Source organism: Mycobacterium sp. NPDC049093 (genome assembly GCF_040704635.1).
Classification (GTDB): Bacteria; Actinomycetota; Actinomycetes; order Mycobacteriales; family Mycobacteriaceae; genus Mycobacterium.
The window spans coordinates 311,179-326,577 of sequence record NZ_JBEZJS010000002.1; the positions used below are offsets into that span (position 1 = coordinate 311,179).

At 65.4% G+C, this 15,399-nt stretch carries 14 protein-coding genes; 3 read left to right on the forward strand and 11 right to left on the reverse strand.

What is annotated here, in order from left to right; genetic code table 11:
- Positions 1–3 precede the first annotated feature (3 nt).
- The 8 genes from AB0876_RS07005 to fadD5 all read right to left on the reverse strand — a co-directional run bounded on the left by AB0876_RS07005 (position 4) and on the right by fadD5 (position 10,139).
- Positions 4–1,155 carry a virulence factor Mce family protein gene (locus tag AB0876_RS07005; protein WP_491841885.1) on the reverse strand — a complete coding sequence of 384 codons (1,152 nt, stop codon included), beginning with the start codon at positions 1,153–1,155 and terminating at the stop codon, positions 4–6.
- On the reverse strand, positions 1,155–2,789 hold the full coding sequence (locus tag AB0876_RS07010) for a virulence factor Mce family protein (RefSeq protein ID WP_491841884.1): 1,635 nt from the start codon (positions 2,787–2,789) through the stop codon (positions 1,155–1,157). The genes AB0876_RS07005 and AB0876_RS07010 overlap by 1 nt, the downstream gene beginning before the upstream one ends.
- Before the next feature lie 9 nt (positions 2,790–2,798).
- Complete coding sequence (locus AB0876_RS07015) at positions 2,799–4,364, reverse strand: virulence factor Mce family protein (protein WP_491841883.1); 1,566 nt, start codon at positions 4,362–4,364, stop codon at positions 2,799–2,801.
- On the reverse strand, positions 4,361–5,392 hold the full coding sequence (locus AB0876_RS07020; RefSeq protein WP_064881270.1) for an MCE family protein: 1,032 nt from the start codon (positions 5,390–5,392) through the stop codon (positions 4,361–4,363). The genes AB0876_RS07015 and AB0876_RS07020 overlap by 4 nt, the downstream gene beginning before the upstream one ends.
- Complete coding sequence (locus AB0876_RS07025; protein WP_526041574.1) at positions 5,389–6,618, reverse strand: MCE family protein; 1,230 nt, start codon at positions 6,616–6,618, stop codon at positions 5,389–5,391. Before AB0876_RS07025 ends, AB0876_RS07020 begins: the two co-directional genes overlap by 4 nt.
- Positions 6,619–6,622: 4 nt before the next feature.
- Positions 6,623–7,492, reverse strand: a complete 870-nt coding sequence (locus AB0876_RS07030; protein ID WP_064881265.1) for an MlaE family ABC transporter permease — start codon at positions 7,490–7,492, stop codon at positions 6,623–6,625.
- 1 nt (position 7,493) lies between these two features.
- Positions 7,494–8,231 carry an MlaE family ABC transporter permease gene (locus AB0876_RS07035; RefSeq protein ID WP_165610635.1) on the reverse strand — a complete coding sequence of 246 codons (738 nt, stop codon included), beginning with the start codon at positions 8,229–8,231 and terminating at the stop codon, positions 7,494–7,496.
- Between the two features lie 306 nt (positions 8,232–8,537).
- Entirely contained in the window at positions 8,538–10,139 is a 1,602-nt protein-coding gene (gene fadD5, locus AB0876_RS07040) for a fatty-acid--CoA ligase FadD5 (RefSeq protein ID WP_526041575.1), read from the reverse strand.
- A 126-nt stretch (positions 10,140–10,265) separates the two neighbouring features.
- On the opposite strand from fadD5, the gene AB0876_RS07045 reads away from it, so the two are divergent.
- Both AB0876_RS07045 and AB0876_RS07050 read left to right on the forward strand, forming a co-directional pair.
- Positions 10,266–10,958 carry a GntR family transcriptional regulator gene (locus AB0876_RS07045; RefSeq protein ID WP_526041576.1) on the forward strand — a complete coding sequence of 231 codons (693 nt, stop codon included), beginning with the start codon at positions 10,266–10,268 and terminating at the stop codon, positions 10,956–10,958.
- 426 nt (positions 10,959–11,384) lie between these two features.
- Positions 11,385–11,687, forward strand: a complete 303-nt coding sequence (locus AB0876_RS07050; protein ID WP_491841880.1) for a hypothetical protein — start codon at positions 11,385–11,387, stop codon at positions 11,685–11,687.
- Here AB0876_RS07050 and AB0876_RS07055 read toward each other — a convergent pair.
- Both AB0876_RS07055 and AB0876_RS07060 read right to left on the reverse strand, forming a co-directional pair.
- Complete coding sequence (locus AB0876_RS07055; protein ID WP_491841879.1) at positions 11,684–12,124, reverse strand: SRPBCC family protein; 441 nt, start codon at positions 12,122–12,124, stop codon at positions 11,684–11,686. The two genes, AB0876_RS07050 and AB0876_RS07055, sit on opposite strands and share 4 nt — an antisense overlap.
- The gene (locus AB0876_RS07060) at positions 12,093–12,557 is read right to left on the reverse strand and encodes an acyl-CoA thioesterase (RefSeq protein WP_491841878.1); all 465 of its coding nucleotides are present in this window, start codon (positions 12,555–12,557) and stop codon (positions 12,093–12,095) included. Before AB0876_RS07060 ends, AB0876_RS07055 begins: the two co-directional genes overlap by 32 nt.
- Positions 12,558–12,583: 26 nt before the next feature.
- Here AB0876_RS07060 and AB0876_RS07065 point away from each other — a divergent pair, with 26 nt between their 5' ends.
- Positions 12,584–13,675: an alcohol dehydrogenase catalytic domain-containing protein gene (locus AB0876_RS07065; protein ID WP_491841877.1), complete on the forward strand. Its 1,092-nt coding sequence runs from the start codon at positions 12,584–12,586 to the stop codon at positions 13,673–13,675.
- On the opposite strand, the gene AB0876_RS07070 is transcribed toward AB0876_RS07065, so the two are convergent.
- Positions 13,672–15,390, reverse strand: a complete 1,719-nt coding sequence (locus tag AB0876_RS07070; protein WP_526041577.1) for an acyl-CoA dehydrogenase C-terminal domain-containing protein — start codon at positions 15,388–15,390, stop codon at positions 13,672–13,674. The genes AB0876_RS07065 and AB0876_RS07070 overlap by 4 nt on opposite strands.
- Between the last annotated feature and the right edge of the window lie 9 nt (positions 15,391–15,399).

Genomic DNA, 15,399 nt, shown 5'->3' on the forward strand with positions numbered 1-15,399 from the left:
GTCTCACTCCCCCCTTTCCACAAGCGGGCCACCAGGTGCGTCGTGCGGGTTCGGCGTGAACCGGACATCCGGGATCATCGTCGCCGGATCGCGGCCCCATGCCTGCTCCAGCGCACGGAGCATGCCCGAGACACCGGTACCGGACAGGAACGCATTGTCCACCGAGCTCAACGTCAGGTCGATCGTCAGCGACACGTTGATGTAGTCGCCGCGCACCGCCTTCGGGATGTTCTCGATGTTGAACGGCACCGTGAGGATCAGCTTGAGCGCCTCGACCAGGTACGGAGCCGAACGGGCCAACTGCTTGAGCGGCCGCTGCAGGTTCTGCAGGTTGGTGTGCAGGTTGGCATTGCTGTTCGACAACGTGTCGTCAGCGGCCTTCGACAAGCGACCCAGCGAGGTCACCGCGTCGGCGAACAAATCGCGCGTGTCGGCGAAATGCTGGATCAGCGGCGGGAACTCGGTCAGCACCCGGTCCAACGTGTCATTGCGCGCCGCAACGATGTTCAACAGCCGGTTGGTCGAATCGATCGCCCGGGTGATGTCGTTGCGCTGCTGATTGAGCTCGTCGGTGAATGTGTCGAGCCGGCCCAGGAAGTCGCGGATCTGATCGGCGCGACCGTTGAGGATGTTGAACACCTCGGTCTGGATGGTCTCGATGTTCGGGATGCCACCGCCGGTCAGGATGCCGGAGATGCCGGCCAGCGTCCGCTCGATCGTCGGGTACGCCGACGACTGCGACAACGGGATGGTGTCCCCGTTGTGCAACTTCTCCTCGGACGGCTTCTCCGGCGGGTTGAGCTCCACGTGCTGCGAACCCAGCAAGCTGGTCTGGCCGATCTTGGCCAGGGTGTTCTTCGGCAGCACGATGCCGGGCTCCAGGTCGACGGTCAACGTCGGAGTCCAGTTGATCAGCTCGATCTTGCGGACCCGGCCGACGAACACGTCGCGCACCCGCACCCGGCTGTTGGCGTTGAGCGCCAACGTCTCCGGCATCTGCACGTACAGCGTGGTGTGACCGGACTCGGTGCCCGGCCCACCCGGCAGCGGCACGTTGGCGACGCCGCGCCACTGTCCACACGAGGTGAGGATCAGCGCGGACGCCGACAACACCGCGACGCGTCGACCGACGCGACCCCAGTTACGTGTCTCCATTAGCCCTGTCCTCCGACCTCGGCAGGCAACGCCGGTCCGGCGGGAGCCGGAGCCGGAGCGGCCGGTGCGGGACCCGACATCGGGTCACCCGGGATCACACCCGGCGCAGGCGCCGGCGGCGGTCCGGGCTGCGGGTACCACGGCGGCGGCAGCGGGTTGGTCTCGTTGTACGAGTTCGGCGGACCGGGCAGGTTGCCTCCCGGAGGAGCCCCGAACGCCGGCGGGGCCGGCGGCGCCACGATGTCCGGGCCACCCATCAACTCGGACAACGACTCCGGGGTCAGCATCTGCTGAGTGGCCGGCTGCACCTGCACACCCTGCATGCCCGGCGCCACGGTCCAACCCGGCTCGTGGTTGCCGTGCGAGAACAAGGTGTCCCGCGACCAGATACCGGGCACCGTGGTGTCCTTGTACCCGCCGGGTGGCTGCAGGCGGGACTCCGAGTAGGAGATCTGCTTGGGCAGCGTCATCGCGGTGTTGGCCAGGTTCTGGCCGAACGGCAGGAAGTTGAACTTGATCGCGTCGAGGATCGGCGCCAGGTACTGCGCGCACAACTCGGCCGAATCCTGGTAGCCCAACCGACTACCCGCCTGAATCGAACTGCAGATGAACTGCAGCGGGTTGGAGAAGTTGGTCAGGCCCGGCAGAACCGGCAGGCTCACGATGCCACCCTGATTGGGCGAGACGATGTTGAGCACGTTGGCGGCCAGGTTCGGGTAGGAGTGCAGCCCCTTCTCCAGACCCGCGCGCGGTTCCGGTTGCAGGATCGCCGTCGTCGCCTCCGACAGGTTGTTCACGTCGTGAGCGAGCACCCCGCCGTTCTCGTCCAGGAACTCACGGGTGGTCTTGAGCACCCGGTTGAGATCCTGCAGGGCCGTCGCCAGCTCCTGGTCGGTGTTGGTGAACGAGTTGGTGAACTGCGCCAGATCCTGGTTGAGCGCCACGAACTGCTGATCGCTCTTGTGCAGGGCGTTGACGAACAACGCCAGGCTCTTGACCACCTGGAAGAAATCACCGCGGCCCTGGTTCAGCGTGGTCAGCGCCTCCGACAACCCGTTCAGGGTGCGGTTGAGCTGCTCCCCCTTGCCTTCGAAGCCGTCGGCGAAGGAATCGATGATGTCGCCGAACGGCCCCTTGGGTTGCTCGGCGGTCGGACCCAATTCGTCGAGCAGACGGGTGATCTGGTTACGCAGCTCGTCATATTCGACCGGGATCTGGGTGTTCTCGATCGGGATCACCGCGTTGTTCTGCAACCGCGGCCCACCGGTGTACGGCGGGGACAGCTGGATGACGCGCGAGGCCACCAGGCTGGGGTTCAGCACGGACGCCGTGACGTTCTCCGGCACCTTGTACTTGTTGCTGACGTGGAAGACGACCTTCATCTTGTCGCCGTCGGTCTCGATGCTGTCGATCGCGCCGACCTTGACGCCCATGATGAGCACCTTGTCGCCGGGATACAGCGCCAGCACCTCGGGGAAGTACGCGGTGACCGTGGTGTTGGTCATCTTCTTGTACAGGCTCAGGCCGAAGTAGCCCAGCACCAGGGCAGCCACCACCGCCAGCGCACCGACGATGACAGATGCCCGTGATGCCTTGGGCAACTTGATGTTTCGAACGTTGAAAACTGTTGACATGTTTGCGGCCTATCCCTGCGACCCGGGCGGAAGGAACGGCGGGTTACCCGGAAGCGGCGGTGTACCCACCGGCCCCGCGTCCGGCCCCGGTCCCGGCGGTGCCGGGGGAGCGTTCAGCGGTCCCGGATGCGGTGCGTAACCCGGGATGGGTCCCGGCGCCACCGGCAGCGGGGCGATCGGAACGGTGCGGGCTCCCGGCGGGCCGGGGAGCAGATCGACCGGCGCGCCCGGCTGATCGGGCGGCATCTGACCGGGGATGGCCGCACTGGGCACACCCGGCGAATGCGCGATGCCGTCAGGATTCGGTGCCGACGTCGCGAGGTCCGGCGGACCGTACTCCGGGCCACCGAACGGACCCTGCGTGGCCGCCGCACACGGCATCGGGTTGCCCGGCGACGGGATTCCGGCCGCGGTCGGCGTGTACGAGCACGGCGACCCGGGCGGGACGGCAGGTCCCGGATGCTCCGGGGTGCCTTCCAGCGGTGTCGGAGCCGGCGGCGGAGCACCGTTCTCGAACCGCTTGCCGTTGGGATCGGGGAACCGCGACGACGGCAGGCCGGCGTTGCGCCAGAACTCCTCGGGATCGATGCCGCGCTTCTTGAACGCGGAATCGACGAACGGCTGCAGGATCTGCGGCGGGATCAGGTTGACCAGCATCACCTTGAAGTACGGGCCGGAGGCCAGCGCCTCGGCCAGCGAGGTGATGAACTTGCCCGCCACGGTCAGCGTGTCGGCCAGATCCTGCTTGCGCTCGACCAGCAGATCGCTGACCGTGCGCAGCTGCTCCAGCACGTGGTTGAGGTTCGGGTTGTCGTTGATCAGGCCCTCGACCTGACGCGACACCGACGAGACCCGCTCCAACAGCATGCTCACGGCCTGGCCGCGCTCGTTGACCGCGGCCAACAGGGTCTGGGCATTCACCAGCAGCTGGTTCACCTGCGTGCTGCGGTCACCGAGGATCGTCGCCACCTTGTTGGCGTTGGCCAGCAGCTTCTTGACATCCTCGTCGCGCTTGCCGATGGTCTCGGAGAACTTGGCCACACCGTCCAGCGCGGCACTCAGGTGCGGCGAGGTCTGATCGACGGTCTCCGACAAGACATTCAGCGAATCCTTGACCGACTTGGTGTCCCAGCCCGACGCGTTACGCGTGACATCGAGGAACGCGTCGTAGATCTGGTACGGCGTCGTCGTCTGGCCAAGCGGCAACATCCCGCGCGGCGGCAGGGTCTGGCTGCCGCGCGGCTGGATCTCGATGTTCTTCCGACCCAGGATCGTGTCGGTACGGATCGCCGCGCGGCTCTCGGTGCCGATCGTCTTCCCACCGAGGGTGTAGCCGATCTCGACCTTGTCGCCGTTGATGTCCATGCTCTTGACGGTGCCGACATCCATACCGGCGATGCGGACCTTGTCGCCCAGGTTCAGGCCTCCGGTGTCGGAGAACTGGCCGTAGTACGTCGGGACCGCAAACAGCATCGGCACACTCGTCAGCGTCGAACCGACGCCGATCACCAGCGCCACCACCGCCACACCCATCAGGCCTTTGCGGAAGCGGTCGGAACCTTGCAGTGTCCTCATCGCGGCGTGCACCTCCCCGACGGCTGTGAAGCGAGTCTGACGGTTCGGACGGGTCCGCCCGGCTGCAACCCGTTGAGCTTCAACGAAAGGTCGCAGGCATAGAAGTTGAAGAAGTCACCGTAGATGCCACCGGCACGGCCGATGATCTTCAACGCCTGGGGGAACTGCACCAGGATGTCGTTCAGCTGCTGCTTCTGGTCGATCAGCGGCTGCTGGATGACCTCGAGCTGACCGATGGTGTCCTTGAGCAGCGGGCGGTTGTCCCCCAGCAGATCTGCCAGTGAACCGGCCGCGTTGCTGATGTTGGCCACCGAGGCTCCGATCGGATCGGCACGGTTCTTCAGCCCCGTGACCAGCGTCTCGAAGTTCTTCAGGGTGTCGTTGAACTGCTGCTGATGCGCCACGGTGGTGTCCAGCACGATGTTCAGGTTCTTGATCACCTCGCCGATCGCCTGATCCCGGTCGGCGATGCTCTGGGTGAGCTGCGCGGTCTGGTCCAGGATGTCGTTGATGGTGCCGCCCTGGCCCTGGAAGATCGTGATGATCGACTGGGAGATGGTGTTGACCTTCTCCGGGCTCAGCGACTGGAACAGCGGACGGAAGCCACCGACGAGCGCGTCGAGGTCCAGAGCCGGCTCGGTGCGCTCCAGCGGAATGGTGCTGCCGGGAGCGATCTTCGTGTTGCTCTCGCCCCGCTTGAGTTCCAGATAGCGGTTACCGATCAGGTCCTGGTAGCGGATCGCGGCCGTGGTCTCCTCGAACAGCGGCAGCGACTTCTCGACGTTGAACGTGACCTCGGCCTGCTGGCCACCGTTGACCAGCTTCACGGCCGAGACCTTGCCGACCTCGACACCGGAAGCCCGGACGAACTGCCCGGTGCGCAACCCGCTGACGTTCTTGAAGATCGCCGAGTACTCGGAGGTCCGGTTGAACCGGATCTGGCCGAAGACCACGAAGATGATCGCAGTGAAGGTGAGCAGCACCAGTGAGAAGATGCCGAGCTTGATAAGCGTGCCCTTGATGCTCATGGGTTGATCGTGTTCTCCCCCACTTGGCGTCCCCACACATACTCGGCGACGAGAGGTTGCCCCAGCTCGAGGTGGTTGTACGGCGCGATCGATGCTCCGGTATCCATCACCAGGTACGGCATGGGCCACAGGTCCTTGGTGATCGGCTGCCAGCAGCCGGGCCGGCCTTCGGGGCCGCCCTTGGCGTTGACCCGCGGCAGGTTGTCGGGATAGACGTACGGGTTGCCCACGCCCATCACCAGCGACTGGGTCTGCAGCGAGTAGCCGTTACCACCAAGTGCGCCTGCGAGTTTCGGGCCGGCGTCGTGGTAGTTGCGGATCGTGCAGAACAGCGCCGGGCTGTACTTGTCGAGCAGTGCCGAGGTGGGCAACAGGTCCTGGGCGCCGCGGACCAGGTACGGACCGCCACGCTCGAAGATGTCGCCGCCGGTGTTGCCGAAGCCGACCGCAGCCACCAACGCCTGGTCCAGATTGCCGCGCTGCTCGTTGAGCGTGCGGGCGGTGGTGACGGCGTTGGTCAGGCCGTCGAACAGATCCGGCCCCGCGTTGGCGTAGACCTCGCCCAGATCGGCCAGACCCGCGATGTCACGACGGATCTGGGGCATCCGCGGATTGAGATCCGAGAGGATGTCGTTGCCGTTGACGATCGACTGGCCGAACTTGTCGCCCAAACCGTCGAGGGCCTGCGCCGTCGCGGTCAGCGTCTGGTTCAGCTTGATCGGGTCGATCTGCTCGGAGATCGCGGTGATCGTCTCGAACAGCGTGTTGAACTCCGTGGTCACACCCTGCGCCCGGATCGGCGTGGAGGGCGACAAGCGCTCCGACGACGGGTTCGGCGGCGACAGGAACGAGATGTACTTGTTGCCGAACACCGTGGTGGCCCGCAACTCTGCGCTCACGTTCTCCGGGATCAGCTTCAAATACTGGGGCTTGACGTCCAGGGTCAGCTTCGCCTCAGGGTTGTCGTCGACGGTGACGACGTCGATCGAGGCCAGTCGCCCGATGGGCACCCCGTTGAAGGTGACCTTCGAACCCGGATCCATCGACAGACCGGCCCGACCCGACAGCACGGTCAGTTGTGTCTTCTTCTCGAAGGTTCCGCGGAACTGCATCCACGTCAACGCGAAGACCACCATGGTGACGAGGGCGAGGATCAAGCCGGCCAGCTTGTACGGCGGGACCTTCGGCTTGTTCAAGGGCGCGTGCGGCACTGCAGGCTGAGTCATGCCGCTACACCGTGAGGTTGAAGTTGGGGTCGGTGCCGTAGAGCGCCAACGATGCCAACAGGACCACCAACACGATTGCGATCAACGAGGTTCGCATCGACCTCCCTACTGCCTCACCCACACCGACAGCACCGCCACTGGCGTAATAGCCGAAGTAGCAGTGGTTCAACATGACCACGATCGACATGACGATGACCTGGAGGAAGGACCACATCACGTCGTCGACGCGCAGGAACGTATGGAAGTAGTGCTCATACGTACCGACTGACTGCGAGTAGAAGACCGTCGTGACGAACTGCGCAGACAGGAAGGACAGCAGGACCGCCCCGGCGTACAACGGGATGATGACGATCGAGCCGGCGATCAGGCGAGTGGACACCAGGTACGAAATCGACCTGATACCCATGACTTCCAGCGCATCGACCTCTTCGCTGATCCGCATGGCACCGAGCTCTGCGGTGGCACCGGCGCCGACCGTGGAAGCCAGGGCCTGACCCGTCACCACCGGGGCAACGACGCGGATGTTTGCCAACGCGGCGAAGAAGCCGGTGAAGGCCTCGACACCGATGTTGCCCAGGGATGCGAAGCCCTGGATGGCGATCAGGGAGCCGGCCGAGAGGGTGACGAAACCGATGATGGCCACGGTGCCGCCGATGACGGCCATGGCGCCGGTACCCATACCGATCTCGGCGACCAGGCGCAGGGCCTCACGGCGGTAGTGCCGGAACGCATGCGGGATCGATCCGATGGCCTGGACGACGAACCACGCGACGTGGCCCATGCTGTCGAGGAACCGGGCCGGAGTGCCCGCGATGTCCGAGGTGCGCGAGAAAGCCCGGGGGAACCGGGAGCGAAGGACTGTTGCAGTACTCATGTCAGTGCCCTGTTCCGAACCGCACACCGATGGTGGTGAGCACGACGTTGACTGCGAACAATGCCACCACGCACAGCACCAGGGTCTCGTTCACCGCGGTACCGACGCCCTTGGAGCCACCGGCCACCGTCAGGCCCCGGTAGCAGCCGACGAGTCCGGCGATCAGGCCGAACAGGGTTGCCTTGATGACCGAGATCATCACCTCGGGGAATCCGGTGAGCAGGGTCAGGGTGGACACGTACGCACCGGCGGACACGTTCTGGACGTATACGCCGAAGAAGAAGCCACCGATGAGGCCGATGGTGATGACCGCACCGTTGAGCATGAAAGCCACGAAGGTAGAGGCCACCACGCGCGGGACGACCAGCCGCTCGATCGGGTCGATGCCGAGCACCTCGAGCGCGTCGATCTCTTCACGCACAGTGCGGGCTCCGAGGTCTGCGCAAATTGCAGTCGACCCGGCGCCGGCCACCACGAGCACTGTCACCAGAGGACCGAGCTGCGTCACCGCGCCGAGGGCCGCGCCCGCACCGGAAACATCGGCTGCACCGAACTCCGCCAACAGGATGTTGAGCGTGAAGATGATGAGCACCGTCAGCGGGATCGATACCGCGAGCGTCGGCAGGAATGCCACGCGGATCAGGAACCAGCTCTGCAGCACGAACTCTTTCCACTGGAAAGGCCGTGTGAGAAAGGCCTTTCCAGTGAGCACAGTCATCTTGAAGAAGCCACCGACCATAGCCAGCGGCTTCTCCAATTGACCACGTACGTAGCCGACGAGCCCGTCGGCGGGCGCCGTCACCGGTGCGCCCCCTGGACGTGTCGCACGCCCCCTCCTCGTCGCCTGTCAGCTTGTGTGATCCGTCTCTCCCTACTCACGAGTAGTAATTGAGACCACCGGACTGTACCCGATAGAAACCGGGGCGTGCACTGCATCGGGTGGATTGTGCCATCAACCGTTAACAAGGGCGTGCAAAGACAGCAAACTTTCCCCGCGACCTGCAGAAACCCGTTGACGCTGAGTTACTTTCGTAAACGTCAACCGCTACTGGACGTTGATCGGAGAACCGAACCGCTCCCGGAGTTCGGTCTTGAGCACCTTGCCCGAGGGGTTGCGGGGTAAAGCGTCGACGATCTCGATCGCCTTCGGGTGCTTGTAGCGCGCCAGACGCTCGGTGAGGAATCCGTCGAGATCCCCGAGATTCAGTACGTCGCCTCGGGTCAAAGCGACCACCGCAACCGGGACCTCACCCCACTTCTCGTCGTGTCGCCCGATCACCGCGACCTCGGTGATAGCGGGGTGCCCGGCCAGAACATTCTCGACCTCGGCGCAGTAGATGTTCTCGCCGCCGGAGATGATCATGTCCTTCTTGCGGTCGACGACCCAGATGTAGCCCTCCTCGTCCTGGCGCACCAGATCGCCGGAGTGGAACCAGCCGCCGGCGAACGCCTCGGCGGTGGCCTTCGGGTTGTTCCAGTAACCCGCCATCAAAGTCGGGGCGCGGTAGACGATCTCACCGACGTCGCCGACCGGGACGTCGTTCATGTTCTCGTCCACGATGCGGGCCGAAACGGTGGGGATCACCTGACCGACCGAGCCGAGCTTGCGAATTGCGTCGTCCGCCAACAACATGCAGGTGACCGGCGACATCTCGGTCTGCCCGAACGCAGCGAGGATCTGGCTGCCCGGGAACGTCTCGGCCATTGCACGTAGCAACGTGTCCGACGCCGGCGCGGCGCCCCACGACAGCGCCCGCAGGCACAGGTCGCGTGGATTGGCTTTCTGCTCGGCACAAACCGCCTGCCACTGCGCGGGCACCAGGAAGATCGCGGTGACCTTCTCGGCCGCCAGTACGTCGAGCAACGCACCCGGGTCGAATGCGCCCAGCGGATAGATGACCGTCGGCAGGCCGAGGGTCAGACCTGTGTTCACGTTTCCGGCGACACCGGCGATGTGGAACAGCGGGACCCCGATGAAGCCGACGTCGTTGTTGATGTCGACACCGGTGGTGAACAGGTTTGTCATGCCCTGCCCGACCAAGTTGTTGTGCGTCAGCACCGCACCCTTGGGCCGGCCGGTGGTGCCGGAGGTGTACATGATCAGGGCCGGGGCATCGCTGGGGATGTCGACCGGGTCGGCGGGCGGGCCGTCTTCGGCGATCAGGTCCTCATATCCCACTACCGCGCCATCGAGGACGGATTCGGTCGCCGAGCCGGCCACGACGACCGTTGACAGCGTGGCGTCGAGATCGCGTACCGCCGTGGCGACTCCGGCGAGCACGGGCTCGGTGACGATGACGCGGGCCTCGCAGTCGCTGACCAGGAAGGCCACCTCGGGTGGGGTCATCCGGAAGTTCACCGGCACTGCGATCGCGCCGAGCTTGTTGGCCGCCAGCATCGCCTCGATGAACTCGGGGCGGTTCAGCATCAGGATCAGCACGCGATCGCCAAAACCGACCCCGCGCCGGCTCAGGGCGCCGGCCAGCCTCGTCACCCGGTGGTCGAGCTCGCGCCACGTGGTGGTGTGCCCCAGGAAGCGCAGGGCCGTCTTTTCGGGCTGCATCAGGGCATGCCGGGTCAGTTGATTGGCCCAGTTCTGACGACGGGCCAGGTACGGCTGCTCAGTGGGGAACGGCTCGGCAGTCAACGGATCTGTACTCCATGGGTATTGAGTTGCACGAATTTTATATTTGATCAAACATGGGGTTGCCCCGGTCACACTATGGCCTCGGCGCCTCGGCGACAAGCCCACCAGAAAGGCGACCGGATTCGCGTGAATGCACCTGCCAGAGCGGCCGTGCAACGTCGTCGCGGGGGACGGCGCGAGCAACTTTCCGACGAGGTTGCCGCCCAACTGCGGGCCGAGATCATGACCGGCGTACTGCGCCCCGGGACGTTCATCCGGCTCGACGAGACCGCGGCGGCACTCGGAGTCAGCATCACCCCGGTGCGGGAGGCGCTGCGCACGCTCCGCGGTGAGGGCATGGTGCAGCTGGAGCCGAACCGCGGACACGTCGTGGTGCCCCTGACCCGCGCCGACGTCGAGGACATCTTCTGGCTGCAGGCCACCATCGCGCGCAAGCTGGCCGCCACCGCCACCGCCCGCATCACCCCGGCTCAGATCGACGAGCTGGAGCAGCTCAACGCCGAGCTTGCGACCGCCGTCAAGGAGCAGGACCCCGTGGCGATCTCGTCAGCCGAGTTCACCTTCCACCGGGCCTTCAACCACGCCAGCGGCCGGATCAAGCTGGCTTGGTTCCTGCTGCACGTCGCGCGGTACCTGCCCGCGCTGATCTATTCGACCGATCCGAAGTGGGGCACCGAAGCCGTCGAGAACCACCGACTCCTGATCGAGGCGCTGCGCCGGCGCGATCAGGAGGCCGCAGTGGAGCTCAACGCCAACCAGTTCACCGACGCCGCCCAGCGGCTGATCGCGCGGCTGAACGAGATCGGGATGTGGGACTGACGGCGCCCAGTCGGGCCGCCCGCGTGTCCGTGTCGGCGTGTCGGCGCAGGACGGCGACATCCGATCTGCCCGCCTACGAGCGACAATTCAGCGACAATCGCCCCATAGACATCGTCAGCACCGGCGGCCACACGGACGTTCAACACTTCCGCCACTCCAGATGACGCCAGTCCCGTGGGTAACACATTTCAGGTTGCCCACCTGCGAGCGACAGAGTCGCTGACAGGTGGGCACTGGACGGATGAGGCTGACGATGCTGCCGTGGCGCTGGAGACGAATGTGACAGCCAGACGTGAGGCTGTTGAGACGCGCGGCAACGTGTGAGGCGATTGTCGCTGGATTGTCGCTGACAGCCGGGCACATCGGATATGTCACCGAAATCCCGGACCGGCATGAATTGTCAGACCGCCTTGGCACCGTGACTCCATGGCGGACAAACTCCTGCTGCGGGGCACCAACCTCCGTTACGTGCTCACCATGCAGCTGCTCCAATACGGCCCACAATCGGTCGCCGACCTGGTCGATGCCCTTGAGGATCAGGGGTTCACGACCTCGGGGCGCGCATCGAAGTCGATCTCGGACGCCCTGCGCTGGGAGATGAGCCACGGCCGGGTCTACCGGGTCAGGCACGGTCGATACCGCCCCGCCGAGATGCCACGAGCCACCGAGCACCGCATCCGCAATCGGGTACTGGAGCTCCGTGCGGCAGCGGCGGACCGGGCTGCCTAGGCGGACAGTTCCTTCACCCTGGTGACGAGTGCGTTGGCCAGGTGGTCCAGGGTGTCGCCGATGAGCTTCTTGACCATCATCGCCGGGATCGGCAGCTTGACCTCGACCTCGAGATCGACCTGAAGCAGCGTGTTGTCCGGGCCCAGCGGAACGACGGAGAAGCGCTGCTCCTGCTTGGTGAAGTGGTCGCCCTGCTGCAGCACGGTGTAGATCTGGTTTTCGGCGGGGTAGTAGACCGCGTTGATGAAGGTGCCGGACTGACCCTGGATCTCGACGTCCATACGCAGCTGGCTGGGCCGGCCGTCGTCGTAGCGGGCCAGGATCCAGCAGCCCTTGATCTCGGGGTTCCACTGCGGGTAGGCCTCGAAATCGCCGACGATCGCCATGATCTTCTCGGCAGGGGCATCAACCTCGACGGTCTTGCTCACGAGTGGCATCCGGCGAGCATATCGACTGCAGCAGATCGCGGATCACGTCGGGAATCGGTACCGGGCGGCGCGAGGTCCGATCGACGTAGACATGTACCCAATGGCCGACCGCCGCGACCGGCCCATCCGGCTCGAAGAGTCCGAGTCGGTAGGTGACGCTGCTGTTCCCCAACCGGGCCACCGCCAGACCGACCACCAGCGGGTCGGGGAACTTCAGCTCCGCGAAGTAGCGGCACCCGGACTCGGCGACCACACCGAGCCAGGGCGCGGTGACCGGATCGACGTCGCAGTTGGTGTTGATCCAGGCGTTGATCGCCGTGTCGAAGAGCTCGTAGTACACCGCGTTGTTGAGGTGGCCGAACATGTCGTTGTCGGTCCACCGGGTCAGCACCGGCCAGTGGAGGGGAAAGTCCCCGCGGGTCAATTCAGCTCCGTCGGTCATTCCGGCAGTCTGACAGGCTGGAGGTCATGAAGATCCGCGGCGCCGTCCTCGAGCACATCGGCCTCAACCGTCCGTACGCCGAGTCCCGACCGATCCGGGTGAGCGACCTCGAACTCGCCGAGCCCGGCCCGGGCGAACTTCTGGTCCGCATCGAGGCCGCGGGTCTGTGTCACTCCGATCTGTCTGTCGTGGACGGCAACCGGGTACGACCGGTCCCGATGCTGCTGGGCCACGAAGCCGCCGGGATCGTCGAGGCCGGTGACACCGATCTGCCGGTGGGCCAACGGGTGGTGATGACGTTTCTGCCGCGCTGCGGAGATTGCCCCGCATGCGCCACCGACGGCCTCACCCCGTGTGGTCCGGGATCGGCCGCCAACGGCGCCGGCACCTTGATGAACGGCGACATCCGGCTGATCCGTGACGGCGAACCGGTGTTCCATCACCTCGGGGTGTCCGGCTTTGCCACCTACGCCGTCGTGGACCGTCGCTCGGTGGTGCCCGTGCCCTCTGATGTCCCGGCTGTGGTCGCGTCGCTGTTGGGGTGTGCCGTGCTCACCGGCGGTGGTGCGGTGCTCAACGTGGGCACGCCGCGGCCGGGCCAGACCGTTGCGGTCGTCGGTCTGGGTGGTGTCGGCATGGCTGCCGCCCTGACCGCGCTCGCCCACGACGACGTCCGCGTCATCGGTGTGGACCAGCTGCCCGACAAACTGGCCCGGGCCCGTGAACTCGGTGTGCACGAGACCTACACCCCTGAGCAGGCCGCCGACCTCAAGGCCGACATCGTGATCGAAGCTGCCGGTCATCCCGCCGCATTGGAAACCTCGATCGCGCTGACCGGGCCGGGTGGGCGCACGATCACCGTCGGCCTGCCCCGCCCAGACGCCCGGATCTCGGTGTCGCCGTTGGGTTTCGTCGCCGAAGGCCGGTCGCTGATCGGCAGCTACCTGGGCTCGGCGGTACCGGCGCGCGACATTCCGCGTTTCGTCGAACTCTGGCGGGCCGGCCGGCTGCCGGTCGAATCCCTGGTGTCCGACACGATCACCCTCGATCAGATCAACACCGGGATGGACGCCCTCGCCGACGGTCGAGCCGTGCGGCAGATCATCGAATTCGACTAGAACCAGCCGTCGCGCATCTCGAGCGTGGTGTGGTCCAGGCTCTCGAGCAGATCCAATTGTGGTGCGGTCCTGGGCAGTTCGTAACGGAAGAAGTACCGGGCGGCCTGACGCTTACCGTCGTAGAAATCCCCGGTCCGGCCATCGGCCGCAAGGAACTGTTCCAGCCAGATCCAGGCGACGACGATGTGACCGAACGCTTCCAAATACACCGCGCTGTTGCCAATCGCGGCTTCGATGTCACCCGAGGCGAACATGGCAGCGGTGACGGCGACCAGCCGCTGCCAGGCCGCGTCGAGCTGTGCGGCCAGTTCGGGCGCCGCATCCGAAGCCGCCGCGGCCGTGGCGGCGATCCGCTCGCCTAATGCCGCGAGGCCCGCCCCACCGTTCTGGGTCACCTTGCGCCCCAACAGATCCAGGCTCTGGATGCCGTGGGTGCCCTCGTGGATCGGGTTCAGCCGGTTGTCGCGGTAATGCTGCTCGACGTCGTATTCGCGGGTGTAGCCGTAGCCGCCGTGCACCTGGATCGCCAGATTGTTGGCCTCCACGCACCACTGCGACGGCCAACTCTTGGCGATCGGGGTGAGGATGTCGAGGACAGAACTGTCCCCGGCGGACCCGGTGTCGACCAGCTTGGCGCAGTACAGCGCCAGAGCCAGACCGCCCTCGACATAAGCCTTCTGCGCCAACAGCATTCGCTTGACGTCAGCATGTTCGATGATGGGCACCTGCGGGGTCGACGGATCCTTGACTCCCAGCGGCCGGCCCTGGGGACGCTCGCGCGCATACTCCAGCGACTTCAGGTAGCCGGTGTACCCGAGAGCGACGGCGCCCATACCGACACCGAGGCGGGCCTCGTTCATCATGTGGAACATATAGATGATCCCGCGGTGCGGTTCGCCGACGAGATAGCCGACCGCGCCGTCGAAGTTGAGCACAGTGTTGGTGATACCGCGCTGCCCCATCTTGTGGTTCAGTCCGGAGATGGCGACCCCGTTGCGGCTTCCGTCGTCAAGGTACTTGGGCACGATGAGCAGTGAGATGCCCTTGGTCCCGGCCGGCCCGCCGGGAATCTTGGCCAGCACCAGGTTGACGATGTTCTCGGTCATCTCATGCTCGGCGCCGGAGATCCACATCTTCGATCCGAACACCCGATAGCTGCCGTCGGGCTGCGGTTCGGCACGCGTGGTGATGTCGGCCAGCGACGATCCGGCCTGGGTCTCCGACAGCGCCATGGTGCCCGAGAACCGTCCGGCCAGCATGGGTTTGACGAACCGCTCGATCTGCTCTGCCGAGCCGAAACGGGCCAGCAGGTTCGCATTGGCGATGGTGAGCATCAGATAACCCGATGTCGACACGTTGGCCGCGGCGATCCAGGCGAACGCGGCCTGCGCGACGGTGACCGGCAGTTGCGCACCGCCGAGTTCGTCGTCGAAACCCATGGCGATCAGGTCGGCCGCCGCGAACGCGTCCCACGCCTCTTTCACCTCGGGGATCAGCGTGACGGTCTGCCCGTCAAATGTCGGCTCGTTCGCATCGCTGAGCTTGTTGTGCGGCGCGAAGTAGCGGGTCGCGAGTTGCTCGCACAGATCCAGTACGCCGTCGAACGTTTCGCGGGAGTGCTCGGAGTACCGGTCCAGCTTCGTGAGCTTTTCGACGTCCAACCACTCGTAGAGCAGGAAGTCCAGGTCGCGCCGCGAGAGGATGGTCGACTTCATGCGGCCAGG

Excerpts from the sequence above, each read along its gene's own strand:
- AB0876_RS07005 (WP_491841885.1), bottom strand. The coding sequence starts at position 1,155 with ATGGAGACACGTAACTGGGGTCGCGTCGGTCGACGCGTCGCGGTGTTG.
- AB0876_RS07010 (WP_491841884.1), bottom strand. The coding sequence starts at position 2,789 with ATGTCAACAGTTTTCAACGTTCGAAACATCAAGTTGCCCAAGGCATCA.
- AB0876_RS07015 (WP_491841883.1), bottom strand. The coding sequence starts at position 4,364 with ATGAGGACACTGCAAGGTTCCGACCGCTTCCGCAAAGGCCTGATGGGT.
- AB0876_RS07020 (WP_064881270.1), bottom strand. The coding sequence starts at position 5,392 with ATGAGCATCAAGGGCACGCTTATCAAGCTCGGCATCTTCTCACTGGTG.
- AB0876_RS07025 (WP_526041574.1), bottom strand. The coding sequence starts at position 6,618 with ATGACTCAGCCTGCAGTGCCGCACGCGCCCTTGAACAAGCCGAAGGTC.
- AB0876_RS07030 (WP_064881265.1), bottom strand. The coding sequence starts at position 7,492 with ATGAGTACTGCAACAGTCCTTCGCTCCCGGTTCCCCCGGGCTTTCTCG.
- AB0876_RS07035 (WP_165610635.1), bottom strand. The coding sequence starts at position 8,231 with ATGGTCGGTGGCTTCTTCAAGATGACTGTGCTCACTGGAAAGGCCTTT.
- AB0876_RS07050 (WP_491841880.1), top strand. The coding sequence starts at position 11,385 with ATGGCGGACAAACTCCTGCTGCGGGGCACCAACCTCCGTTACGTGCTC.
- AB0876_RS07055 (WP_491841879.1), bottom strand. The coding sequence starts at position 12,124 with ATGCCACTCGTGAGCAAGACCGTCGAGGTTGATGCCCCTGCCGAGAAG.
- AB0876_RS07060 (WP_491841878.1), bottom strand. The coding sequence starts at position 12,557 with ATGACCGACGGAGCTGAATTGACCCGCGGGGACTTTCCCCTCCACTGG.
- AB0876_RS07065 (WP_491841877.1), top strand. The coding sequence starts at position 12,584 with ATGAAGATCCGCGGCGCCGTCCTCGAGCACATCGGCCTCAACCGTCCG.
- AB0876_RS07070 (WP_526041577.1), bottom strand. The coding sequence starts at position 15,390 with ATGAAGTCGACCATCCTCTCGCGGCGCGACCTGGACTTCCTGCTCTAC.